Source organism: Rhodopseudomonas pseudopalustris (assembly GCF_900110435.1).
In the GTDB taxonomy this organism is placed as follows: Bacteria; Pseudomonadota; Alphaproteobacteria; order Rhizobiales; family Xanthobacteraceae; genus Rhodopseudomonas; species Rhodopseudomonas pseudopalustris.
In genome coordinates, this window is sequence record NZ_FODT01000008.1 from 143,585 (window position 1) to 165,733 (window position 22,149).

23 protein-coding genes and 1 pseudogene are annotated in these 22,149 nt (G+C 63.4%); 12 read left to right on the forward strand and 12 right to left on the reverse strand.

Features of this window, described 5'->3' with window-relative positions:
• The first annotated feature begins 238 nt into the window (after positions 1–238).
• From BMY71_RS16750 to BMY71_RS16765, 5 genes are all read left to right on the forward strand, one after another.
• Complete coding sequence (locus tag BMY71_RS16750) at positions 239–1,873, forward strand: DUF935 domain-containing protein (protein WP_092685251.1); 1,635 nt, start codon at positions 239–241, stop codon at positions 1,871–1,873.
• Complete coding sequence (locus tag BMY71_RS16755; protein ID WP_092685253.1) at positions 1,866–2,633, forward strand: phage head morphogenesis protein; 768 nt, start codon at positions 1,866–1,868, stop codon at positions 2,631–2,633. The genes BMY71_RS16750 and BMY71_RS16755 overlap by 8 nt, the downstream gene beginning before the upstream one ends.
• Before the next feature lie 182 nt (positions 2,634–2,815).
• On the forward strand, positions 2,816–3,658 hold the full coding sequence (locus tag BMY71_RS16760; protein WP_092685255.1) for a DNA adenine methylase: 843 nt from the start codon (positions 2,816–2,818) through the stop codon (positions 3,656–3,658).
• A 473-nt stretch (positions 3,659–4,131) separates the two neighbouring features.
• Entirely contained in the window at positions 4,132–4,266 is a 135-nt protein-coding gene (locus BMY71_RS25315; protein WP_430715340.1) for a hypothetical protein, read from the forward strand.
• A 36-nt stretch (positions 4,267–4,302) separates the two neighbouring features.
• Complete coding sequence (locus tag BMY71_RS16765) at positions 4,303–4,845, forward strand: AAA family ATPase (RefSeq protein ID WP_244526083.1); 543 nt, start codon at positions 4,303–4,305, stop codon at positions 4,843–4,845.
• 101 nt (positions 4,846–4,946) lie between these two features.
• Here the strand turns inward: BMY71_RS16765 and BMY71_RS16770 are convergent, their stop codons facing one another.
• The 7 genes from BMY71_RS16770 to BMY71_RS16800 form a co-directional block, all read right to left on the reverse strand.
• On the reverse strand, positions 4,947–5,699 hold the full coding sequence (locus BMY71_RS16770) for an ABC transporter ATP-binding protein (RefSeq protein WP_011503531.1): 753 nt from the start codon (positions 5,697–5,699) through the stop codon (positions 4,947–4,949).
• Positions 5,696–6,466, reverse strand: a complete 771-nt coding sequence (locus BMY71_RS16775) for an ABC transporter ATP-binding protein (RefSeq protein WP_011503532.1) — start codon at positions 6,464–6,466, stop codon at positions 5,696–5,698. Before BMY71_RS16775 ends, BMY71_RS16770 begins: the two co-directional genes overlap by 4 nt.
• A complete protein-coding gene (locus BMY71_RS16780) occupies positions 6,463–7,698 on the reverse strand; it encodes a branched-chain amino acid ABC transporter permease (protein ID WP_092685257.1) in 1,236 nt (411 codons plus the stop codon). The genes BMY71_RS16775 and BMY71_RS16780 overlap by 4 nt, the downstream gene beginning before the upstream one ends.
• A 4-nt stretch (positions 7,699–7,702) precedes the next feature.
• Positions 7,703–8,710: a branched-chain amino acid ABC transporter permease gene (locus BMY71_RS16785; protein ID WP_011503534.1), complete on the reverse strand. Its 1,008-nt coding sequence runs from the start codon at positions 8,708–8,710 to the stop codon at positions 7,703–7,705.
• Between the two features lie 228 nt (positions 8,711–8,938).
• On the reverse strand, positions 8,939–10,291 hold the full coding sequence (locus BMY71_RS16790; protein WP_092685259.1) for a substrate-binding protein: 1,353 nt from the start codon (positions 10,289–10,291) through the stop codon (positions 8,939–8,941).
• Between the two features lie 372 nt (positions 10,292–10,663).
• Positions 10,664–11,101 (reverse strand): HIT domain-containing protein, encoded by a 438-nt coding sequence (locus BMY71_RS16795; protein WP_092685260.1) that lies wholly within the window; start codon positions 11,099–11,101, stop codon positions 10,664–10,666.
• 513 nt (positions 11,102–11,614) lie between these two features.
• The gene (locus BMY71_RS16800) at positions 11,615–11,803 is read right to left on the reverse strand and encodes a hypothetical protein (protein WP_092685262.1); all 189 of its coding nucleotides are present in this window, start codon (positions 11,801–11,803) and stop codon (positions 11,615–11,617) included.
• A gap of 231 nt (positions 11,804–12,034) precedes the next feature.
• Here BMY71_RS16800 and BMY71_RS16805 point away from each other — a divergent pair, with 231 nt between their 5' ends.
• Positions 12,035–12,289 carry a FitA-like ribbon-helix-helix domain-containing protein gene (locus BMY71_RS16805; protein WP_011503537.1) on the forward strand — a complete coding sequence of 85 codons (255 nt, stop codon included), beginning with the start codon at positions 12,035–12,037 and terminating at the stop codon, positions 12,287–12,289.
• A 13-nt stretch (positions 12,290–12,302) separates the two neighbouring features.
• Positions 12,303–12,724, forward strand: a pseudogene (locus BMY71_RS16810) (PIN domain-containing protein).
• A gap of 442 nt (positions 12,725–13,166) precedes the next feature.
• Here BMY71_RS16810 and BMY71_RS16815 read toward each other — a convergent pair.
• Both BMY71_RS16815 and BMY71_RS16820 read right to left on the reverse strand, forming a co-directional pair.
• The gene (locus BMY71_RS16815) at positions 13,167–16,205 is read right to left on the reverse strand and encodes an efflux RND transporter permease subunit (protein ID WP_092685264.1); all 3,039 of its coding nucleotides are present in this window, start codon (positions 16,203–16,205) and stop codon (positions 13,167–13,169) included.
• Positions 16,205–17,236, reverse strand: a complete 1,032-nt coding sequence (locus BMY71_RS16820; protein ID WP_244526084.1) for an efflux RND transporter periplasmic adaptor subunit — start codon at positions 17,234–17,236, stop codon at positions 16,205–16,207. Before BMY71_RS16820 ends, BMY71_RS16815 begins: the two co-directional genes overlap by 1 nt.
• Positions 17,237–17,393: 157 nt before the next feature.
• Here BMY71_RS16820 and soxR point away from each other — a divergent pair, with 157 nt between their 5' ends.
• Together soxR and BMY71_RS16830 are read left to right on the forward strand one after the other, a co-directional pair.
• Positions 17,394–17,873: a redox-sensitive transcriptional activator SoxR gene (gene soxR, locus BMY71_RS16825; RefSeq protein ID WP_175557696.1), complete on the forward strand. Its 480-nt coding sequence runs from the start codon at positions 17,394–17,396 to the stop codon at positions 17,871–17,873.
• Between the two features lie 381 nt (positions 17,874–18,254).
• On the forward strand, positions 18,255–18,644 hold the full coding sequence (locus BMY71_RS16830) for a VOC family protein (RefSeq protein ID WP_092685268.1): 390 nt from the start codon (positions 18,255–18,257) through the stop codon (positions 18,642–18,644).
• A 122-nt stretch (positions 18,645–18,766) separates the two neighbouring features.
• On the opposite strand, the gene BMY71_RS16835 is transcribed toward BMY71_RS16830, so the two are convergent.
• Positions 18,767–19,195 (reverse strand): winged helix-turn-helix transcriptional regulator, encoded by a 429-nt coding sequence (locus BMY71_RS16835; protein ID WP_244526085.1) that lies wholly within the window; start codon positions 19,193–19,195, stop codon positions 18,767–18,769.
• Here BMY71_RS16835 and BMY71_RS16840 point away from each other — a divergent pair.
• Positions 19,188–19,568, forward strand: coding sequence for a YybH family protein (locus tag BMY71_RS16840; protein ID WP_092685272.1), 381 nt, complete (start codon positions 19,188–19,190; stop codon positions 19,566–19,568). The two genes, BMY71_RS16835 and BMY71_RS16840, sit on opposite strands and share 8 nt — an antisense overlap.
• A 115-nt stretch (positions 19,569–19,683) precedes the next feature.
• Here BMY71_RS16840 and BMY71_RS16845 read toward each other — a convergent pair whose 3' ends face one another.
• A complete protein-coding gene (locus BMY71_RS16845) occupies positions 19,684–20,103 on the reverse strand; it encodes a secondary thiamine-phosphate synthase enzyme YjbQ (protein WP_092685274.1) in 420 nt (139 codons plus the stop codon).
• A 212-nt stretch (positions 20,104–20,315) separates the two neighbouring features.
• On the opposite strand from BMY71_RS16845, the gene BMY71_RS24955 reads away from it, so the two are divergent.
• Together BMY71_RS24955 and BMY71_RS16850 are read left to right on the forward strand one after the other, a co-directional pair.
• Entirely contained in the window at positions 20,316–20,456 is a 141-nt protein-coding gene (locus BMY71_RS24955; RefSeq protein ID WP_175557697.1) for a hypothetical protein, read from the forward strand.
• A 187-nt stretch (positions 20,457–20,643) separates the two neighbouring features.
• On the forward strand, positions 20,644–21,120 hold the full coding sequence (locus tag BMY71_RS16850) for a cupin domain-containing protein (RefSeq protein WP_092685276.1): 477 nt from the start codon (positions 20,644–20,646) through the stop codon (positions 21,118–21,120).
• Positions 21,121–21,156: 36 nt separating this feature from the next.
• Here the strand turns inward: BMY71_RS16850 and BMY71_RS16855 are convergent, their stop codons facing one another.
• A complete protein-coding gene (locus BMY71_RS16855; RefSeq protein WP_092685278.1) occupies positions 21,157–22,029 on the reverse strand; it encodes a LysR family transcriptional regulator in 873 nt (290 codons plus the stop codon).
• Between the last annotated feature and the right edge of the window lie 120 nt (positions 22,030–22,149).

The window sequence follows — 22,149 nt, forward strand, 5'->3', positions numbered from 1 at the left end:
GAAGCCTGTTCGAAAGAGCGCTGCACCGAAGCCGGCGAAGCGGACCAAGCTTGACGAAGCCGCAATCGCGATCTGTCAGCGCGTCTATGCCGGGGGCAAGTGCGCATGCGTCAAGGGCACGCTTCCGGTTTGTAACAACATGCACTCCGCGGCTGTCGCCGCCGGCGCGGTGCTGGCGCCTGACCTCACGCAGCAACTCGTCGACGAGTTTCACGGGCGATCGAAGGGACGCAAATAAATGGCCGACGCCCCGATCCTCTACGGTCCCGATGGTCAGCCGATCCGGCGCGAGGTGCTGACGGCCGAGATCGCCGGGCCGACGATCACCGGCGTGCGCTCGCCGTTCTCGGACTATCCGGCCGACGGGCTCAATCCGCGCCGGCTGGCGTCGATCCTGCGCGAGGCCGACGCCGGCGATCCCGTGCGCTACTTCGAATTGTGCGAGCAGATCGAGGAGCGCGATGCGCATTATCTCGGCGTGCTCGGCACCCGCAAGCGATCGGTCGCGCAGCTCGACATCACGGTCGAGGCCGCAAGCGATACGCCCGAGGCGAAGGCGCACGCCGACATGATCGAGTCCTGGCTCGGCCGCGACGAGCTGCAGGGCGAGCTGTTCGATATCCTGGATGCGATCGGAAAGGGCTGGAGCTTCACCGAGATCATCTGGGACACCTCAGAAGGCCAGTGGATGCCGACGCGGCTGGAGCGTCGCGATCAACGCTGGTTCAAGCCCGATATCCGCGACGGCGTCACGCCGCTGCTGCGCGTCGACGCCAATCAGGACACGTTCGCTCAAGGCCTCCCGCCGCCCGGACCGAACGGCGCCGGCTACACGCCGCTGCCAACCTTCAAGTTCATCACCGCGGCGATCCGCGCCAAGTCGGGGCTGCCGGTGCGCAGCGGCCTCGGCCGGGTGGCGTCGTGGCACTGGATGTTCAAAGCTTTCACCCAGCGCGACTGGGCGATCTTCGCGCAGGTCTACGGCCAGCCCATGCGCGTCGGCAAATATCCGGCCGGCTCGTCTGAAAAGGATAAGGACACGCTGTTCCGCGCTGTCGCCAACATCGCTGGCGACTGCGCGGCGATCATTCCGGAATCGATGCTGATCGAGTTTGTCCGCAACGAGGGCTTCAACGCTACCGGCGATCTTTATGTGAAGCGCGTCGACTGGCTCGATCAGCAGATGTCAAAGGCGGTTCTGGGACAGACCGCCACCACGGATGCGATTGCCGGCGGCCACGCGGTCGGCCAGGAGCATCGCTCGGTGCAGGAGGACATCGAGCGCGCCGACGCCAAGGCGCTGTCGTCGATCCTCAACCGCGACCTCGTGCAGACGTGGGTCCAGCTCGAACACGGGCCGCAGAAGGCCTATCCGCGGCTGCGCATCGGCCGGCCGGAAAGCAAGAACGTCACGCAGATTCTCGACGGGATCAGCCGCGGTGTGCCGATGGGCATGCAGGTCGAGCGGTCCTGGATGAACGATCTACTCGGCGTTCCGGTGCCGAGCCCAAGCAAGGACGGCCGCATGCCGGAGCTGCTCACGGCGCCGGCGACGGCGTCGCCGTTCGGATCGATGTTTCCTTCGGCGTCGCCGCAGCAGCGCGCGCTTGCAGCCGCCGAGATGGCGCTGCACGACGTGCGCGACCCGATCGCCACGCTGTCCGACCAGGCGGCGAAGCTGTGCGCGCCGGGCAGCGACGCGCTGGTCGACGAGGTGCGCGCGGTGATCGAAAGCTCGACCTCGCTGCAGCAGGTGCAGGACAAGCTGCGCGCGCTGAAGCCCGGCGCCGCCGAAGCGCAGATGGCCGGGCTGATGCGGATGGCGCGGGTGATTGCGAACCTGACTGGCCGCGCCAGCATTCCCGATGCTTAGAGGATTCGGCACCGCGAACGCGTGTAGTTGCTGCGGCGGCGTCATCACCTCGCTGCAAGCGAAGGTGATGCCGTTCTCGCTCGCCCCGGTCGAGGCGATCGACTTCCTCCGCCGCAAGGTCAACGTTCCGACCGCGACCTGGACCGATCTGTGGGAAACCGAGCATTCAGCCGCCTTCACCGTCGCCGGCGCGCAGACCGACGCGCTGGTGAAGGACTTCCACGAGGCGGTGCAGAGCTTCATCGACGACGGCCTGACGATCGAGGATTTCCGCCGCGACTTCGACCGCATCGTCGAGGACCACGGCTGGGACTACAACGGCTCGCGCGGCTGGCGGTCGCGCGTGATCTTCGACACCAACGTCTCGACCGCCTATGCGGCCGGCCGCTGGGAACAGATCCAGCGCGTCAAGCGCACCCGGCCGTATCTGCGCTACGTCCATCTCGAAGGGCAGCAGAACCCGCGGCCGCAGCATCAGGCCTGGCACGGGCTGATCCTGCCGGTCGACGATCCGTGGTGGCTCACGCACTACCCGCCGAACGGGTGGTTCTGCCATTGCACAGTGATGAGCGTCTCGGACAGCGACCTCGGCCGCTACGGCTGGAGCGTCGTCGACCAGGCGCCCGAGACCGTGATGGTCGAGCGGCAGGTGCGGCAGTCTGACGGCAGCATCCGCACGATCTTTGTGCCTGACGGAATCGACCCCGGCTTCGCCTATCGGCCCGGCGAGATGCCAAACTTTTCCGGAGAGGAGGAGTGATCGATCGACGTGATTCGTCTCCCGTCAGTGGCGGGGGACACAGCGCGCAAACGCTGAGTGCCGCGGGCCCATCCTGGCAGACTGACCCGCCCGACGATGACTACCGTTCTCGCCGACCCGCCGCTGCTGCACAGGGACTGCACAGCAGCGCGACCGTAGGCAGACCGGAGCGGTTTGACGATATGAGTTCGAAGGTTGTCTACAGGCCCGTGGCGCCGACGCGCCCGGCGGCCGGATACATCGGTGGCAAGAAACAATTGGCAAAGACGATCATTGCCGAGATCGAGCGGATTCCGCACGAGACCTATGCCGAGCCGTTCGTCGGCATGGGCGGCGTGTTCCTGCGGCGTCGCCTGGCCGCGCGGGCCGAGGTGATCAACGATCGCTCAGGCGATGTCGCGACGTTCTTCCGCGTGCTGCAACGGCATTACGTGCCGTTGATGGATATGCTGCGCTGGCAGTTCACCGGGCGGCAGGAGTTCGAGCGGCTGAAGGCTTCGCCGCCGGCGACGCTCACGGATCTCGAACGCGCGGTGCGGTTTCTCTATCTGCAGCGCACGGCCTTCGGCGGCAAGGTCTCGGGCCGCAACTTCGGCGTCGATGTGCGCGCCGCTCGGTTCAATGTGGCCAAGCTGGCGCCGATGCTCGACGATCTGCATGCGAGGCTCGCCGGCGTGACGATCGAGTGCCTGCCATGGGCCGACTTCATCGCGCGCTACGATCGACCGACGACGCTGTTCTATCTCGATCCGCCGTATTTTGGCAGCGAGGACGATTATGGTCGGGGCCTGTTCGCACGCGCTGAATACGAGCGGATGGCGGAGGTTTTAAGCGGGCTTCAAGGCCGGTTCATTCTGTCGATCAACGACGTTCCGGAGATCCGAAAGGCCTTCGCTCGGTTCGCCTTGAAGCCGGTGTCCTTGTCCTATTCGCTGCCGGGCAACGGTAAGGCGCACGCGGCCCGGGAATTGATCATCACCGGGCGGCGAAAGCGGGCCGTTGCGGGCCGCTCGGCGAGGCATTGAATGGCGCTGGAACAGCGGTTCAAGCGGCGGCTGGAATGCGGGATTGCGGGGCCTTCCCGATTCCCAGTTCCGATTCCCAGTTCGACGCGGGGGTGTTTCGAGAGAATCCCGGAAGTCCGCGCCGTTCGGGCATTTCCGCAAATCCGTCGAACTGGGAATCGATCCGGCGCCGGGCGGGTTTCCTTTCCCAGTTCGCCGACGACTTCTCGGAAAACCGGGCCTTTCTCGGATCACCACCGGCGGCCGGTGCCATTCGAATTGGCGCGGCGTCTCGCTCGGTAGGTTCGCCTAGAGTGCGCTCAATCCATTGAAAGTGCTGACGATCTCATGTTCTTCCGGGAAGTTCTGGGCAATCCCGTAAGTGCCATACGAACTGGCGCGTCACACGCCGCGCTCATGCGGGCTACGAGTCTGGACCATTGCTGGCAAGAGTTTTTCCGCTAGACTTCCTCCGGCTGGGAAGGAGCGGAGTGATGAAGGCATCGAAGTTTGCCGAGGTGCAGATCGCTTTCGTTCTGCGGCAGGCGGAGGTTGGTACGCCGATTGCGGAGATGCCGAAGGCGGGGATCAGCCAGGCGACGTATTTAGGTCCGCGACGATCCGCTTAGCTTGGCGTTCTCGTCCTCGAGCTGCAGGAATCTACATTGCACGATAACTTCGTTCTGCTTTCCGGCTGCTCGGGAGGCGGAAAGTCCACTCTGCTGGCCGAGCTACGCGCGCGCGGACACCATGTCGTCGAAGAGCCCGGACGGCGCATCGTATGCGAGGAATTGGCAGGCGACCAAAAGGCGCTCCCGTGGGTCGATCCGGCAGCGTTCGCGCGGAGAGCGATCGAGATGACGCTGGCTGACAGACAGGCGGCACGAGCGCTTTCGGGTTGGGTCTTTTTCGACCGTGGGCTGATCGATGCGGCATCGGCGCTGGATGCCGTGACGGGCGATGATGCACTGAAAAGGCTTTGCGCGGCCCATCGATATCATCGGCGTGTCTTCATGGCCCCGCCTTGGCCCGAAATTTATGTAACGGATGGCGAGCGCCAACACGAATTCGAGGCGAGCCTCGTCGAGTATCAACGGCTTGCGACGGCCATACCGGCGTTGGGATACGAAGCCGTCACCTTGCCAAAAACCTCGGCGATAGCTCGCGCCGATTTCGTTCTGTCGACACTCTCGTGCGGCACCATTTAGCAAGCGTAGCCCGGGTGAGCGAAGCGATACCCGGGATCACACTATCCGACGCCGCCCCGCATATCGCTGCGCTCATGCGGGCTACGAGTCTCTTACTTCTCCTAGATGGCTAGATATCTGTGGCGCAAATCCTCACTTTCGAGGACCTCCTTGGCGGCACCGTCGAACACGACCTCGCCGGTATCGAGGATCACGGCGCGGTCGGACAATTCCAGCGCCGCGACGGCGTTCTGCTCGACGATGATGCTGGTGATGCCGGCGGCACGCACTTCCCGAAGCGCCTTGGCGATGTCGTGGCGCACCACCGGGGCGAGGCCTTCATAGGGCTCGTCCAGCAGCAGCAGCTTGAGGTCGCGCGCCAGCGCGCGGGCGATCGCCAGCATCTGCTGCTCGCCGCCCGACATCGTCACGCCTTCCTGCTTGCGCCGTTCGGCGAGCCGAGGAAACAGCTCGTAAATGCGCTCGAACGGCCAGCCGACGCTACCCGATATGATCGCCAGTTGCAGGTTCTGCTCCACCGTCATGCCGGGAATGATGCGGCGATCTTCCTGCACCAGCTGGATGCCGGCCTGCGCCGCGAAATAGTTCGGCTTGCCATGCAGCTTGACGCCGTCGAGGATCACCTCGCCCGAGTGCAGCTCCGGCGAGGAGGCGCGCGCAATCGAGCGCAGCGTCGAGGTCTTGCCGGCGCCGTTGCGGCCGAGCAGCGCCAGGATCTCGCCCTTGTTGAGCGAGAACGAGACGTTCTGCACGATGTAGCTGTCGCCGTAATAGGAATTGAGGTCACGGCAGGAAAAGAACGGCTCGGCCTCGGTATGGCCCGCGTGGGAGCGCTCGACTGTCTTCGTGCTCATACCTGTTCCTCGCCGAGATAGGCCTCGATCACCTTGGGATTGCCCTTGATCTCGTCGGGCACGCCCTGCGCGATCACGCGTCCGCCGGCCAGCACCGTGATGCGGTCGGCGAGCGAAAACACCACGTGCATGTCGTGCTCGATGATGACGATGGTCATCCCCGAATCCTTGATCTGCCGCAGGATATCGATGGTTGCATTGGTGTCGGCGCGCGCCATGCCGGCGGTCGGCTCGTCGAGCAACAACAGCTTCGGCTTCTGCACCAGCCCGATCACCATCTCGAGCCGGCGCTTGTCTCCGCGCGAAAGCGCACCGCCGAGATGATACAGATGCTCGCCCAGCCCGCGCTCACGCAGCGCCTGGATGGCGCGCTGGCCGATCTCGCCCTGCTCGTCGAACCGCGACACCAGCTTGAGCCGGAATGCGCCGTCGCGATGCGACAGCATCGCCATCATCACGTTCTCGAGCACGGTGAGATCGCCGAAGATCTCCGGCGTCTGGAACACCCGCGCCACGCCGAGCTGGTTGATCTCGTAGGGGCGCAGCCCGGTCAGCTCGGTGCCGTGGAACATCACCTTGCCCTGGGTCGGCGGCAGCACGCCGACGCAGACGTTGAGCAGCGTCGACTTGCCGGCGCCGTTGGGCCCGATGATGGCGTGGGTTTCGCCCTCGCGGATATCCAGGTTCACATCGGCCAGCGCATGCAGGCCCGCGAAGGTCTTGTGGACGTGGTCGATGTGCAGGACGATGTTGTTGGTCGCAGTCATGGCGCAACGGCCCTCTTCTTCTCGGCGGCCTTGTTCTCAGCGGCCTTCTTTCCAGCCTCCGACGCGCCGTGACTCGCCGGCATCTCCTCGATCACCATTTCGCCGAGACCGTCGCGCTGCGGCGAGTCGCCGAGCGACTTGACCTTCGGCGTGTGCTTGAGGCCGAGCAACCGGTTGATGCCTTCCATGATGCCGCCGGGCAGGAAGCACACCACCGCCATGAACAGCAGGCCGAGGGTGAGTTGCCAGCCTTCGCCGACGAACAGGCTGGCGGTCTTCACCACGCCGTCGCGGACGGCGTCGGGAAGGAAGGCAAAGATGAGCTGGAGCTGCTGCTCGTTGTAGGCCGAGAAGATGTTCTCGAAATACTTGATCAGGCCGGTGCCGAGCACCGGGCCGAGCAACGTGCCGGAGCCGCCGAGAATGGTCATCAGCACCACCTCGCCCGACGCGGTCCACTGCATGCGCTCGGCGCCCACCAGCGGATCGGTCGCTGCCAGCAACGCGCCGGCCAGGCCGGCGAACATGCCGGAAATCACGAAGGCCGACAGCAGATACGGCCGCGTATGATAGCCGGTGTAGCCCATCCGGTTCTGGTTCGACTTGATCGCACGCAGCGTCATGCCGAACGGCGAACGGAAAATCGCGATCGACACGCCGAACGCAGCCACCAGCACCGCGCCGCAAATGTAGAAACCGGTCCAGCCGGTGATCGGCAGGCCGAGCAGCGACGGCGTCGGCGACACGTAACCGAGCATGGCGTCGAGATGGCGCGGATCCTGGCGCAGCACGCGCAATCCGGTCTCGCCATTGGTGATCGGCGTCAGCACCGAATAGGCCATGTTATAGCACATCTGCGCGAAGGCCAGCGTCAGGATCGAGAAGTAGATACCCGAACGCCTCAGGCTGATGAAGCCGATCGCCAGCGCCAGCAAGCCTGCGAGGATGACGGAGAACGCTACCGCCGGCAGCAGGTCCATCGACAAGAGCTTGAACGACCACACCGCGGCGTAGGAGCCGACGCCGAGAAACGCGGCGTGGCCGAACGACAGATAGCCGGTGAGACCGAACAGGATGTTGAAGCCGATCGCGAAGATGCCGTAGATCGCGAACTTCTGCAGCAGGTCGGGATAGCCGGCGCCGATCGGGGTGAAGATCACCGGCCCGAGCGCCACCACGATTGCGAAGCCGACCAGGAGGGCGATGTCGGCGAGTTTGGAGGTGTGCTTCATCTGATCAGCTTTCCATCACGCCTTTGCGCCCCAGCAAACCGCGCGGGCGCACCAGCAAGATCACGACGGCGACCAGATAGATGATGATCTGATCGATTCCGGGCACCAGGCTCTTGACCTCGTTCATCGAGGCGAAGGACTGCAGGATGCCGAGCATGAAGCCGGCCAGCACCGCGCCGGGCAGCGATCCCATGCCGCCGACCACGACGACGACGAAGGACAGCACCAGAAAATCCATTCCCATGTGATAGTCAGGCGGAACGATCGGCGTGTACATCACCCCGGCGAGCCCCGCGACCACCGCCGCAAGACCGAACACGATGGTGAAACGGCGCTCGATGTTGATGCCGAGCAGGCCGACCGTCTCGCGGTCCTGCATGCCGGCGCGCACCACCATGCCGAAGGTGGTGAGCTGCAGGAAGGCGAACACCATCGCGATCACCGCCAGCGAGAACGCCAGATAAACGATGCGCCAGTACGGATAGACGATCGCCTCGGTCAACTGCAGGCTGCCAGAGAAGACTTGCGGCGCGGACTGCGCGATCGGATTGGCGCCGAAGAAGTGCTTGACGATCTCCTGCAGCACGATGGCGAGGCCGAAAGTCACGAGAATCTGGTCGGCATGCGGGCGCTTGTAGAAGAACCGGATCAGGCCGCGCTCGATGATGATGCCGATCAGCAGCATCACCGGAATCGCAAGCAGGATCGACGCCGGCACCGAGTAGTCGATCAGGAATTTGCCCCAGTCGCCGAGCATCGCCTGGACGTAGGGCGTTTTGACCTCCAGCGGCGACCCCCAGGGGGTCATCTTGGTCGGATCGACGCGGATGATTTCCAGCGTGAGCAGCTTGTTGAACACCACGGCGCAGAACGCGCCGAGCATGAACAGCGCGCCGTGCGCGAAGTTCACCACGCCGAGCGTGCCGAAAGCGAGGGTCAGCCCGAGCGCGATCAGCGCATAGGCTCCTCCTTTGTCGAGGCCGTTCAGGATCTGCAGAAAAATGGCGTCCATGCGTCGTCAATCTCCCATCGAGCCACGCGCGGGGCGCGTGTCCACGAAATCGTCCGGCGACGAGTATCTCGTCACCCCGAAACAGGTACCTGCCGTACGAGCGCCGCCATGTCGTGACGACCGCAACCCTCGCAAGACACAGCCGGCCGGCTGCGCCGCTGGGACGCAACCGACCGGAATAGGAGTCAGGCCTACCGAATTGCTTGCGGCAAATCCGACAAGGTCAGATTACCCGCACTTCTTGGCGTCCTTGGAGCCGAGCTCGCCGCCGAAGATGCTCGGATCGTAGGTGACCTGCGACGCAGGCACGATCTTCCGGACCTCGAGCAGGTCGAACTTGTCCTTGGGCTTGTCCTTGCCCTGCACGACCAGCACGTCCTTGAAGCACTGATGGTCGGCGGCGCGGTACAGCGTCTTGCCGTTGCCCATGCCGTCGAACTCGAAGCCTTCCAGCGCCTTGATCACGGCAGACGGGTTGAAGCTGCCGGCCCGCTCGCAGGCGTCGGCGTAGAGGAGCGCCTGAACGTAGCAGGTCTGAGCCGCCTGGGACGGCGGCGTGCCGTAGGCCGCACCGAACGACTTGGTGAAGGCGCTGGTAGCTGCGTCTTCCAGCTTCCAGTCCCAGTTGGCGGTGCCGTAAATGCCCTTGATCGCATCGCCGGCGCCCTGCGCCATCAGTTCGGAGAACAGCGGCACGACGATTTCGAACTTCTTGCCGTTCGCCATCTTGTCGCGCAGGCCGAACTGCACCGCCTGGGTCAAGGAGTTGATCATGTCCTTGCCGTAGTGGTTCAGGATCAGCACGTCGGCGCCGGAATTCAGCACCGGGGTGATGTACTGCGAGAAGTCGGCAGCGCCGAGCGGGGTGCGGACGGCCTTGACGGTCTTCCAGCCCTGCTTTTCGGTCGCCTCCTTCATCGACTCTTCCTGGGTCCAGCCCCAGGTGTAGTCGGCGGTCAGGTGGTACGCCGCACGGTCCTTGCCATAGGCTTCGGCCAGCACCGGACCGAGCGCCACGCCCGACATGTGGGCGTTGAAGAAGTGACGGAAGCCGTAGGCGCGCTTGTCCTTGCCGGTGGTGTCGTTGGAATGGGTCAAGCCGGCCATGAAGATCACGCCGACGTCCTGGCACAGCGACTGCACAGCGACTGCTTCGGCGGACGAGGAGCCGCCGGTGATCATGATCGCGCCGTCCTTCTCGATCATGCGCTTGGCGGTGGCGCGCGCCTGATCGGCCTTGGTCTGGGTGTCGCCGGAGACGTAGGCGACCTTCTTGCCGAGCACGCCGTTGCCCTTCAGCGCCAGCGGCTTCATGGTCTTGAGCATGCCACCGTCGCCCTCACCATTGAGGTGCTTGACGGCGAGCTGATAGGCCTTGAGTTCGTCCATGCCTTCGTCGGCATAGGCACCGGACTGCGGCACGTTGAAGCCGAACGTGACTTCCTTGCCCTTCGGCATGTTGCAGAAATCATCCGCCCAGGCGTCGCGGATGAAGAACGTCGGCGTCGCCAGCGCGGCGACGCCGGCAAGCCCGGTCTTGAGCGCGGTTCTGCGAGTGAAGATGAGCTTATTGTCGGCCATATTTCCTCCTAGGCGTCCCATTTGTGACGGCTGATTTAACACTGATGCCTTGCACCATGTTTTTGGCACATGACAGTCAGGCATTTTTCTTATTTTCCAACTGATCGTTGGGAGTGGACGCCCGCCTGGTCAACCGCTACCATTGTCTAGTTCGTGAATTAGCAGCGGATTAGCTGAAGTATCCGCCATGATGGTGCGGCGCAATATATCGCGCCTATGAGATGATTTTCCCAAATGGCTTCGGCCATGACCGTGACATCATTGCCTCCACTGTCAGCTCGACGTGACGTCAGATTACTTTTGCGATAATGACTTCCACATGCGCGAATTATGCGCAGAGCGCCAAAGTGCCTCGGCCGCAAACCAGTTGCGTTACGAGACGGGCACGCTCCCCAGCGCGACGATCATCCGCGCGGTATGCTCCTCAAGGATCGTATTATCTTCTCGCCGTGATTGCGCCGGAAGCAACTCGACTCCCGCCGTTACCGGCATGACATGCATGTGAAGGTGGAGGATGACCTGCCCGCTGGCCGGCTCGCTGAATTGTTGGATTACGACTCCATCCGCGCCAAAGGCCGCCACCGCCGCCATCGCGACCCTCTTGCTCGTACGCGCCACTTGGGCGAAGGCATCCGCACTGATGTCGAGGATTCCGCGCGCTGCACATTTTGGAATAACCAGGGCGTGACCTGGCGAGCGGGGCATGATGTCCATAAACGCCAGCGTCTGCTCGTCCTCACAGATTTTGTGACACGGAATCTCGCCACGAAGTATTTTGGCAAAGAGGTTCTGGTGATCATATGGGTCCATGGCGCATCGTCTCCCTTTCGGTAGATTATTCCGTCTCATGCTGAACCATGCACGCTTCCCGCCGGGAGCTGCATAGTGGCTTTCTCGTTGAATGATCGTCGTCGACGACGCCGAGCGCGCCTGTTTTCGGCGCCTGGCTGACGGCAAAAAACAGCCTTGGTACATCAGGACCAAGGCTACAAGTCAAAGGGAGGTGATCAACAAGATCACCCGAATACAAGACTCAACGCTTCGGAATGGAATGACATTGACCTGGATCAAGACGTTGCCAACTCGATAAAGAGTGAGTCCGATCGCTCGATCGAGGCGGCGCGATGCAGTCGAACAATCCGATGGATCTCCACTTCGCGATTCGCCGGGTGGTCGACGTGGCAGTGCGTTTACTCTTCCCCGATATCAACGACCGGCATACCGCGATCACCGCAGCGGTGTCCGCCGACTCATCCACTGCACCGGCCGAAGCGTCACAATGGCGGGTTACGCCTCCGGCCTACCCACGATCCCAACCTCGAACTAATCGACCTGGACGGAAAATTGCAGGTCGGCGTATCCATCCTGCGCATTGGTAGTCCCGCAGACACGCAATTGGAATGAATCCACTCCCGCGGCCTTCGGCGCGGTGTAGATGTAATAGCCGCCTTCGCGGAGCTTGATCTGTCCCCTGTCGGGCTTGCGGACCAGCCACAGCTTCTTGAAAGTCATGTCGATTGCCCCGAAGCTTTCACCGATCGGCGGTACCGCCTTCGGCTAATCCGCCCGAGCGGCTGCCCCGGCAACGGCGCCCTAGACAACCTCGCCGACGAAGCGAACAGAGCTCGGCATCCCGCCCAAGAGGTTCGGTGGCACGGACGGGAGGGCTGGCATCACCATTGAAAAACGCTATCATTTTTCCTATTTTGATAGCGTCGCAGTCATTTCACGGAGGACGCTATCATGGTCGCCGTCACCATTCGCAACCTCTCCGAGGAGGCGCATCGCGCCCTGAAGGTCCGCGCGGCGCAGCATAATCGCAGCGCGGAAGCGGAGATGCGCGCCATTCTGGAGGCCGCTGTCCGCCCCGAAGGCCGCTTGCTGCTCGGCACGACTTTGCGGGAGATCGGGCAGAAATACGACATCACCAATGCTGATATCGAAGCCATCGAACAGGTCCGAGATACGCGTCCTGCCGAGCCTATGAAGTTTGAATGACCGGACGCGTCGAATGATCGTGCTGGACACCAACGTCGTCTCAGAAGCAATGACGCGCGAACCGCACCCCCGGGTGCGCGAATGGCTCGATGCCCAGTCGGCCGAGACGTTGTTCCTGTCCAGCATCACCGTCGCCGAACTTCTGTTCGGCATTAGCGCCTTGCCGGCCGGAAAGCGCAAGAACGCCTTGGGCGCTGCGCTCGACGATGTGTTGGACCTGTTTGCCGCCCGTATTCTGCCGTTCGATACGCCTGCGGCGCGGCACTATGCCGATCTCGCCGTCAAGGCGCGCGCGGCCGGAAAGGGCTTCCCCACGCCGACGGCTATATCGCCGCGATCGCCGCCGCGCACGGCTTCGCCGTGGCGTCGCGCGACGCGAGTGCGTTCAACGCCGCAGGCCTGACCGTGATCGATCCCTGGACCGCCAGCGACTGAGAAGCGGCACACGTTGGGCCATCTGCCAAACAACACATGTTCGATAAGCGCAAAGGGCAGATTGGCGAGGGCTGCGCGCCTGATCCGCCACAGCTTCAAGCCATCGAGGTGGCCGTCCTCCGCCCCGCCTCCGCACGAGGCCCCATCGTATCGTGCAACCCGCGCGAAATGCACAATCGTTCCCCCGATCGTGTGGAATCGGCCAGCATGAGTTGCGTAGCCACCAAGCCCGCAGGGCTGAAGAGCGCAGCGGCATCCGCCAACTCGTCCACCGCACTTCGCCCTCGGCGGTTTAACGACGGGTCGTCCGGCGATCCCGCCCGGCGCCGTCGACACGAACGGCGCCGTTAGTTTGCGAGATATCGTTGGCATCCGTCATCGGGCCCGACCGTGCAGGCACCACAGGCAAGCGCCAGAATGAGCGACGCGAGGAAAAACTGCCTCACGAGACATGCTCGTCGGCGCGATGGTCGTCTGCAATCAGCGTGTAAATCGTTGGCAGGATGAACAGAGTGAACATCGTGCCGACGAGCATGCCGGTCACAACGACGATGCCGATCGAGAATCGGCTGGCGGCGCCGGCGCCGCTGGCGAAGATCAACGGCACGAGCCCCGCGACCATCGCCGCAGTCGTCATCAGGATCGGCCGCATCCGCACCTTCGCCGAGCGCAATATCGCCTCCGCGCGCGCGACACCCTCTGCGCGCTGGATATCGTTGGCGAACGACACCATCAAGATGCCGTGCTTCGAGATCAACCCGATCAGCGTGACGAGACCGATCTGGGTATAGATGTTGAGTGTCGCGTAGCCGAGATACAGCGGCAGCAGCGCGCCGCTGATCGCGAGCGGGACCGTCACCAGGATCACCAGGGGATCGCGCAAGCTTTCGAACTGCGCCGCGAGCACGAGAAAGATCACGATCAGCGCGAAGCCGAATGAGACCGTGAGGCGATCGCCCTCGGTGACATATTGCCGACTATCCGAAAGCCAGTCGATCCTCGTGCCGGGCGCCAGCTTCTGCCCCTCCATGGCCTTCACCGCCTGCCCCATGGTGACGCCGGGCGCCAGCACGCCGGACATCGTCGCCGCGTTCGTCTGGTTGAACTGGGGCAGCCGATTGGCGGCGGGCTGGACGTCGATCGATACCACCGTCGCGAGCGGGATCAGCGCGCCGTTTCGAGCGCGAACGTAGAAGCGCCCCAGCGCGTCCGGAGTCAGCCGGTCCTGCTGCCGGACCTGCGGGATCACATCATAGGATCTGTCGAAATAGTTGAAGCGGTTGACGTAGTTCTCTCCCACGAGAACCGCCAAGGTCTGCGCGATCGCGTCCATCGTGACGCCGACCTCACCCGCTTTGGCGCGGTCTATATTGATGCGCGCCTGGGGGCTGTCGAAGGCGAGGTCACTATCGACGAACGCGAATAATCTGGTGTCGCGCGCCGCCGCCTTCAGCGCCTCCATCTGCTGGTGGATCGATGCGAAATCCACCGGCGAACGCAGGACGAGCTGGAACGGCAGGCCGCCGCTGGAGGCCGGCAGCGGCGCGGGCTGGAACGACGACACCGACACCGCGGTGACGTTTGCCCCGCCGGCATAGAGCTTCCCCTGAACCGCGTCGGCTGTATCGGTGCGCTTCGACCAGTCACGCAGCAGGATGCCACCGAAGGCGTTGTTCTGACCGTCGGTGCCATTGGCGAAAAAGCTTCCCGCATAATCAGGCAGCGTCCGGAACAGCCGCTCGATCTTCTGGGTTGCAGCAGCCGTGTAATCGACGCTCGCATATTGCGGCGCTCGGCTTGCGACATAGACATACCCCTGATCCTCCTGCGGCGCGAGTTCGCGCGCCGCGCCGGAGAACAGGACAATGATCGCCGCCGTGACCGCACCGGCGATCGTCAACACCACCGGCCGCATCTCAAGCGAACGCTGCAAGGTTCGCCCATAGGCATCGGACAGCTGGTTCAGCCGATGCTCGATCGTGCGCGCGATCCGCCCTTCACCGATCTTCGCGTTCAGCAGCCGCGCGCTCATCATGGGCGACAGCGTCAAGGCCACCATGCTCGACAGCACCACCGATCCCGCCAGCGTCAGCGCGAACTCGCGGAACAGTGCGCCGGTGAGGCCTCCCATCAGCCCGATCGGCGCATAGACCGCCGCCAGCGTGATCATCATCGTCAGCACCGGTCGCACGATCTCGCGCGCGCCGACCAGGGCGGCCTGGATCGGAGGCAGCCCTTCCTCGATATGGCGGTGAATGTTCTCCACGACGACGATCGCGTCATCGACCACCAGACCGATCGCCAGCACCATCGCAAGCAACGTCAGCAAATTGAGCGAAAAGCCGAACATCAACATCAGTGCGGCCGTCCCGATCAAGGAGAGCGGGATTGTAACGATCGGGATGACCACGGCGCGGAGCGAGCCGAGGAACAGGAAGATCACGATCACGACGATGAGGGCGGCTTCCAGCAGGGCGTGTTGCACTTCGTCGATCGCGGCGTTGACGAACGTCGCGACGTCGAAGGTGCTTTTGACCTCCAAACCCGGCGGAGCGACCCGTTGAATCTGCGGGATCAGCGTGTTCGCCGCCCTGACGATTTCAAGGGGATTGCCGTCGGGCGTTGGCGAGATCCCAATAATGACGGCGCGCTTGCCATCGGCAAGTGAGATCGCATTTGTGTTTTGTCCGCCCACCTCCACCTCTGCGATGTCGCCAAGCCGGACGATGCCATCGGTGCCGGTCTTCACCACCATGGTGCGGAAGGCATCGACGTCCTTCAGCTCGGTCTGCGCGGTGATGTTGGTGACTGTGTCTCCGTCCTTAAGCTGACCAGGCGCGGCCTGCACATTGTTGGCGCGGAGCGCCGCCGCGACATCGCCGGCGGTCAGGCCGCGCGCAGCGATGCGGACCGGGTCGATCCAGATGCGCATCGCGAGCGTCTGTCCGCCCGTGAGATCGACCGCCGCGACGCCCGGCACGGAGGTCAGCAGCGGCTGGGCAACGCGCGACGCGAAGTCGGTGATCTGCGGCACCGACAGGCTGTCGCTCGCGAACGAGATATACTGGACCGCCGATGCGCCGTCGGTGACCTTGGTGATCACGGGATCGTTGACGCCTGTGGGCAGGCGATATTTGACCTGCTGGACCTTGGCGAGAACCTCGGTCAGCGCACGATCGGCATTGGCGTTCAGCACCAGCTTCGCCTTGATCTGGCTGCGGCCCTGCGTCGAAATGGAGGTGAGATATTCGATCCCGCTCGCGGTCGCGATCGCCTGTGCGATGGGAGTCGTGACAAACCCCTGCATCACGTCCTGGGTCGCGCCGGGAAACCCCGTATCGACGATGATCGTCGCGCTTTCGAGGCGCGGATACTGGCGCACGGGCAGCGAAAAGACCGAGGCGAGCCCGGCCAGCAAAATCAGCGCGCTGACGACGACCGAAAGAATCGGCCGCCGGATGAAGATGTCGGTGAAGGCCATCAGCGCGCCGCCGCCACACGGACACCGGGTTGAACGCGCAATTGGCCGGCGGTGATCACGCGGTCGCCGGCGACCAGTCCGCGCGCGACGACGACCCTGTCGCCGATACGCGCTCCCGTGATCACGGACACCGAGTACGCCACGTCGTCACGCACGACGAGGACGGTATCGCCCGAGGGCGATGTGATGATGGCCGTCGTGGGCACAGTGATCGCATTCGACAACGCCGGGAGCGTCATTCGCACCGTCCCGTAGAGACCCGGTCGCAAGACGTGGTCGCGGTTGTCGAGGATCGCCTGCGCCTGAACATTGCGGGTATCGACACCGACCTGAGGCTCGATCGCGTTCATGCGCGCAATGAATTCACGGCCAGGCACCGCATCGCTTACGAGTGTGACGCGAGCGCCCACAGCCAGTTCCCCCAGCCGCTGCTGCGGCACGGTGAAATTGACATACAGCAGATCGAGATCCGTGATCGTCGCAAGCCGATCCCCAGCATTGATGTACTGACCGAGATTCACCTTCCGCAGCCCGATCACACCCGCAAACGGTGCCCGCACCGCCTTCTGCGCGATGCGCGCTTCAATTTGTTCGGTCGCCGCACGTGCTTGGGCGAGCTCAGCCCTGCGCTGCTGAAAGATCCGTACCGGCTCAGAGCCGCTCGGAGCTAACGCCTGAGAACGATCGAATTCATGCTTTGCAAAGTCGACCCGTGCCTGCGCTGCAGCCAGATCAGCACGCTCAGGCGCATCGTAGAGCTGAATGAGAGTGCGGCCGGCCGCCACCGTTTCCCCCGCGTCGAAACTCAGCGCCACAACGCGACCGGAGACTTCCGCCGCCAGAGTCACTTGCCGAACAGCCTCGAGCGTGCCGACCGCCTCGAGCGACTGCGGCACATTCTCGGTGCTGACTGTCATGAGGGGCGCCGAGATCGGGGCGGATGCGCCTGTGCTGACCGCAGGCTGGCGCATCAGTCGCCACGCAAAGATGAGCGCAAATCCCACGCCGATCGCGACGATGGTGATCGCCAAGGGCCTGCCCGCACCGACCCGGTGCCGGGTGGTCTCTATCGTCATTGCCATGTCGGCTCCACCAGGGATGCCTCGTCCGCGGTCGCGAACCAGGAACTTGCTTGCGCAAGCCGACACGCGCTATAGAACCTCAACCTTAGTTGAGGTCAAGAAGATAATGTCGCCTCAGATGCTCGATGTTAAACGTCCGCTCACGGTTGGCGAGGTCGCCAGACGAAGCGGCGTCGCGGTATCGACGATCCACTTTTACGAAGGCAAAGGACTCATCGCAGGCTGGCGAAACGCCGGTAACCAGCGACGATACACACGGGACACACTGCGGCGGGTGGCGATCATCAAAGTCGCACAACGAGCGGGTATTTCCCTCTCCGAGATTGCGACTGCATTGAAGGATATACCGCTCGACCGCGTGGTGACGGCGCAGGATTGGAAGTTATTGTCGAGCAAATGGCGCGAGATGCTCAACGAGCGAATAGTTCGCCTGACTCAGCTGCGCGATCAAATGGATAGCTGTATCGGCTGTGGATGCCTGTCGATGACAGACTGCCCGTTGCGCAACCCGGCCGACAAACTCGAGGCAACGGGCACTGGCGCTGTTCTGCTTGAACTCGAGGTTGGATCGTCGTCGTCGACATAAAGCGCGAATCAGCTGACATGCGTCGCGCCATCTTACGGTGCACCTCCGATCACCTCGCTGTTTCTCATGTTGTGCCAGATTGCGGTTTTCCGGTTGTGAACGCCTCCGAACCGAAGCTCAGCCGCTCGATCTGACGTGCGCTTTCCTCGTCCGAGCCGGTATCCGTCTCACACGGCAACGCGAAAGCCCGTCGCGCGGAAAACGCGACATTCGCCGTGCGACCGCTCCGACACCGACAAATGTGTAACAACAACCCGGCCTCGCCTATAACCTCCGCAGCAGCGAGCCGCCCTCCAGAGACCTCATCGCGCTGGCCCGGCCCGCAGCCTGCGACCGCCATCCACGCCGCCTACACCTCAAACAATCCTGCCGGAGACAATCGTGCATCCGAAATCTGCATCCCCCTGCATCACCACCCAGCTCATCGCGGAAACCCGTGAGTTCTACCAAACAATATTCAACGCGCGGATCACCTTCGATTGCGGCTGGTATGTCAATCTGGCATTGGCGGACGGCGTGACGCTGCAATTCATGCAGCCGCAAGGCGACCAGCCGACCTGCGCGACGGCGGGGCTGACCTATAATTTCTGCGTCGCCGATGTCGATGAGGAGTATCGCCGGCTGGCGGCGCTGAATGTCGATCCGGTGATGCCGATCGAGGATCATCCGTGGGGGGACCGCGGCTTCGCCATCAGCGACCCGAACGGAATCATGCTCTACATCTATTCGGACCGCGAACCGGCGCCGGAGTTCAAGCAGTATTGCAGCTGAGACCAGTCGGCCGGATCGCCTGAACCGGCCGCGCCGCCCTACGGGCCGCACTCAGCGCCCTCCAACGGGATCGCGACAGCTCCTTCGGCCCTGAACAACCCGGCGAGAGCGCGCCGCAGCCTCTACTTGTCTCTCTTCGTCCAGCGCTCGATCTGGTCGAGGATACTCACGATGGCGTTTCCGGATTCTGTCAGCTGGTAGGCGGTCACGCGCGGGAATGTATTCTGTGACGAGCGGGAGACGAGCTCTCGCTCGACCAGCAGCTCCAATCTGTCGGTCATCACCTTGGGCGTGATGCCGGGCAACAGCGCCATGATCTCGGAGAACCGTTTCGCGCCTGTCGAAAGGTGCCAGAGAATCAGCGCGTTCCACCGATGGCCGAGGAACGACAGCCAATCCTCGACCGGACACTCTGTCGGGTGACGCGGCGACGGCGTGTCGAGAACAGCGCTTTCGGAATCCGGGTACATCCCCGATCCTTTCCATTTGGATAGTACAAACGGCATGTGATTAGGCTCATGAACGATTGTGCAGGAGATGGCAATGTTCAAGGTCTACACGCCGAGCGAGATGAACGAGACATTCGCGCGAGCGTTCAACAGCAGGACACTCGAAAACCTCGTTTCGCTGTACGAGCCGAATGCAATTCTGCTGGTGGATGGAAGCGGTGAACGCGCCGCCGGTCTCGAGGCGATCGGCCGCGAGCTCGCCAAGCTGCTGCAAGCGCCGGGAACCATGGTGTCCAAGAATAATTTCTGCGTCGTTCTCGGTGATATGGCGCTTCTGCGCGCCGATTTCGTCTTGCGCGACGGCGCAACTATCATCGCATCGGGCAGCACGGCCGAAGTGATCCGCCGGCAGGCCGACGGTTCATGGCTCTACGCGATCGACCATGCAGCCGGCGCGAGCCTGCCGTCGGTTTGAGACCAGCCTGCCGTAGCTCATAGCCGTAGAGCCGATCAGCGCAGCATCATCCGCCAACTCATCCACCGCCGGCCAGCGTGTGACGCCTGCGGCCACCGCGCCCGACGCCCTGCAACTACTCGCCGATGATCTTGACCAGCACGCGCTTGCGGCGGCCGCCGTCGAACTCGCCGTAGAAGATCTGCTCCCACGGGCCGAAGTCGAGCTTGCCCTCGGTGATCGCGACGACGACTTCGCGGCCCATCACCTGACGTTTCATATGCGCGTCGGCATTGTCCTCGCCGGTGCGGTTGTGACGATAGCCGGAGACCGGTTCGTGCGGCGCCAGTCTTTCCAGCCACAGCTCGTAGTCGGCATGCAGGCCACTCTCGTCGTCATTGATGAACACCGAGGCGGTGATGTGCATGGCGTTGACCAGCACCAAGCCTTCGCGCACGCCGCTTTGCTTCAACGCGGCCTCGACCTCGCGGGTGATGTTGATGAACGCTCGGCGGCCGGGAGTTTCGAACCAAAGCTCCTTGCGGAACGACTTCATCGTTAACCTTCTCCTCCATCTCCGAGAGCCGATCTATCGCGAGACACCGCGCCTCCCAAATAACTCCCGGGCATTGACGGTAAGTGCGCTCGCGGTGCGACAATCTGGGCAGACAGTCGCGGCTTTTCGTCCCGCCCGCGACGTTGTAGTCTATCGCTATTCGCCGCGCGCCGATTTTTCGCGACATTTCGGCGAGGTTGGAATTGATTGAAATGCGTGGCCTTGTGGTATTTGCACTTCTGTTTGCGCTCGGCGCAGTGATCGATGCGGTCTATTTCAAAGGGCGCTATCTCGACAACGCCCAGCAGGCGATCCTCGGCCTCACCTCGCTGAGAAACCAGATGGGCCGTTAGCAGAACGCTAGCGACAACGGCGCGTGGATGCGCCGCGTCCGCTCGTAGGCGGTCGACACCGCCATGGACCGGACCGTCGAAATGCGACGACGCGGGCGTGATGGTGCGGAACTGTTCCCATCACAATAGCTTGCCCCTGTCCTACCGGTGCGAGACGTGCTCGCAGGGAAGCTCGAGGAGCCACGTCGTGAGCAACATTGTCGAGACAATCCAGGACGTTGGGCCACAGCCGCAATCGTTCGACATTGAACGAGCAACCAAGGACAATAACAACTACCGCACCGTCGCCTGGAGCGGGCGCTATCTGCAAGTGACACTGATGTCGATCCCGCCCGGCGGGGAGATCGGCCTTGAAGCGCATCCGGAAACCGATCAGTTCCTGCGCCTCGACGCCGGTAACGGTCGCGTGCAGATGGGCGCCGCGAAGGACAGGCTGACTTTTGAAAAGGACGTTTCGGATGGTTGGTGCGTCCTCGTTCCGGCAGGGACGTGGCACAACGTCACCAATATCGGGGTGACGCCGATGCAGGTCTATACGATCTATGCGCCTGCCCACCACGCGCCCGGCAAGGTGCAGGCCACGGCGGCAGCCGCTAAAGCCGACACCAACGACGAACCGGCGGCATGGTCGGTGCAGCCGAAACATGCGTCCGACAAACACTGAGATCGGACAGACACTGAGCGCAGAGGCGCGCGCCGGTCACGCGATGTCGGGCGTGCCACGCGCCAGGAAGAACAGTTCGACCAGGCGGCCCTTCTTGCCGGCGAGCGCGAAGATGCATTCCGGCACTTCCGCATCCAGCTCCGGCACCGGGATTCGCGCGATGCCGTCGCGCCGGCTGGAGCCCTGCTCCCACATGAAACCGATGCCGAGCTGATTGGCGACGGCTTCGAGCATCCCTTCGCGGGTGTTGACGATCAGCGACGGCGCCGGACGCAAGCCTTTCTCGCGAAAGGCGCGGTCGACGGTGCGCTGCGTCGAGGAATCGCGCGACCGGAACACCAGCGGATAGTGCGCTAGTTCGGCGATCGCGACCTGCTTGCGCCGCTGCAGCGGATGGCCGGGATGGCACAGCGCGACTACGCGCTGCTGCAGACAGATCTCGCGGCGGAAGCGGGTGTCCGCCGGCACTTCGGGCAGCACGCCGATATCGACGCGCTGCTCGACCACCGCGGCGACGATCGCCGACCAGCTGCCGATCTCGATCGCGATCTGCACCTTGGGATACAGCCGCTTGAACGCCGCGATCAGCGCCATGCCGGGCATCGAATTGCCGAGGCCGACGCGGAGCTCGCCGCCCGCCGGTTCGCCGCGCTGCTGCAGGATCGACAACGCGTCGGCCTCGACCGCCTGTATCTTGCTGGTGGCGCCGTAGAGCTGGCGGCACAATGCAGTCGGGATCAGACTGGCGCCGTGGCGTTCGAACAGCGCCACATCGAATTCGGCCTCCAGCTCGCGGACCAATTGGGCGATCGCCGATTGCGACACGCCGATGTGGCGCGCGGCCGCGGCGAAGCTGCCGGTCTCGAACACCGCGTTCACTGCGCGCATCCGCGCCGATGTCAGCGCCATGCCGGCAACGCCCCGCCCTCTCCGGCCCTGCGATCGACTCCGCGACAACGCCGCGAGCTTCGCAAGAAAATCTCGCGAGAACCATAAGAGAAGCTGTTGACCGTTATGTGACTGTCAGAG

What these genes read in the sequence shown, in the direction of transcription:
- soxR (WP_175557696.1), top strand. Translation starts at nt 17,394, where the DNA reads ATGTCGCCTCAGATGCTCGATGTTAAACGTCCGCTCACGGTTGGCGAG.
- BMY71_RS16760 (WP_092685255.1), top strand. Translation starts at nt 2,816, where the DNA reads ATGAGTTCGAAGGTTGTCTACAGGCCCGTGGCGCCGACGCGCCCGGCG.
- BMY71_RS16815 (WP_092685264.1), bottom strand. Translation starts at nt 16,205, where the DNA reads ATGGCCTTCACCGACATCTTCATCCGGCGGCCGATTCTTTCGGTCGTC.
- BMY71_RS16800 (WP_092685262.1), bottom strand. Translation starts at nt 11,803, where the DNA reads ATGACTTTCAAGAAGCTGTGGCTGGTCCGCAAGCCCGACAGGGGACAG.
- BMY71_RS16770 (WP_011503531.1), bottom strand. Translation starts at nt 5,699, where the DNA reads ATGAGCACGAAGACAGTCGAGCGCTCCCACGCGGGCCATACCGAGGCC.
- BMY71_RS24955 (WP_175557697.1), top strand. Translation starts at nt 20,316, where the DNA reads ATGCGTGGCCTTGTGGTATTTGCACTTCTGTTTGCGCTCGGCGCAGTG.
- BMY71_RS16775 (WP_011503532.1), bottom strand. Translation starts at nt 6,466, where the DNA reads ATGACTGCGACCAACAACATCGTCCTGCACATCGACCACGTCCACAAG.
- BMY71_RS25315 (WP_430715340.1), top strand. Translation starts at nt 4,132, where the DNA reads ATGAAGGCATCGAAGTTTGCCGAGGTGCAGATCGCTTTCGTTCTGCGG.
- BMY71_RS16855 (WP_092685278.1), bottom strand. Translation starts at nt 22,029, where the DNA reads ATGGCGCTGACATCGGCGCGGATGCGCGCAGTGAACGCGGTGTTCGAG.
- BMY71_RS16780 (WP_092685257.1), bottom strand. Translation starts at nt 7,698, where the DNA reads ATGAAGCACACCTCCAAACTCGCCGACATCGCCCTCCTGGTCGGCTTC.
- BMY71_RS16750 (WP_092685251.1), top strand. Translation starts at nt 239, where the DNA reads ATGGCCGACGCCCCGATCCTCTACGGTCCCGATGGTCAGCCGATCCGG.
- BMY71_RS16785 (WP_011503534.1), bottom strand. Translation starts at nt 8,710, where the DNA reads ATGGACGCCATTTTTCTGCAGATCCTGAACGGCCTCGACAAAGGAGGA.
- BMY71_RS16795 (WP_092685260.1), bottom strand. Translation starts at nt 11,101, where the DNA reads ATGGACCCATATGATCACCAGAACCTCTTTGCCAAAATACTTCGTGGC.
- BMY71_RS16805 (WP_011503537.1), top strand. Translation starts at nt 12,035, where the DNA reads ATGGTCGCCGTCACCATTCGCAACCTCTCCGAGGAGGCGCATCGCGCC.
- BMY71_RS16840 (WP_092685272.1), top strand. Translation starts at nt 19,188, where the DNA reads ATGTTCAAGGTCTACACGCCGAGCGAGATGAACGAGACATTCGCGCGA.
- BMY71_RS16790 (WP_092685259.1), bottom strand. Translation starts at nt 10,291, where the DNA reads ATGGCCGACAATAAGCTCATCTTCACTCGCAGAACCGCGCTCAAGACC.
- BMY71_RS16755 (WP_092685253.1), top strand. Translation starts at nt 1,866, where the DNA reads ATGCTTAGAGGATTCGGCACCGCGAACGCGTGTAGTTGCTGCGGCGGC.
- BMY71_RS16845 (WP_092685274.1), bottom strand. Translation starts at nt 20,103, where the DNA reads ATGAAGTCGTTCCGCAAGGAGCTTTGGTTCGAAACTCCCGGCCGCCGA.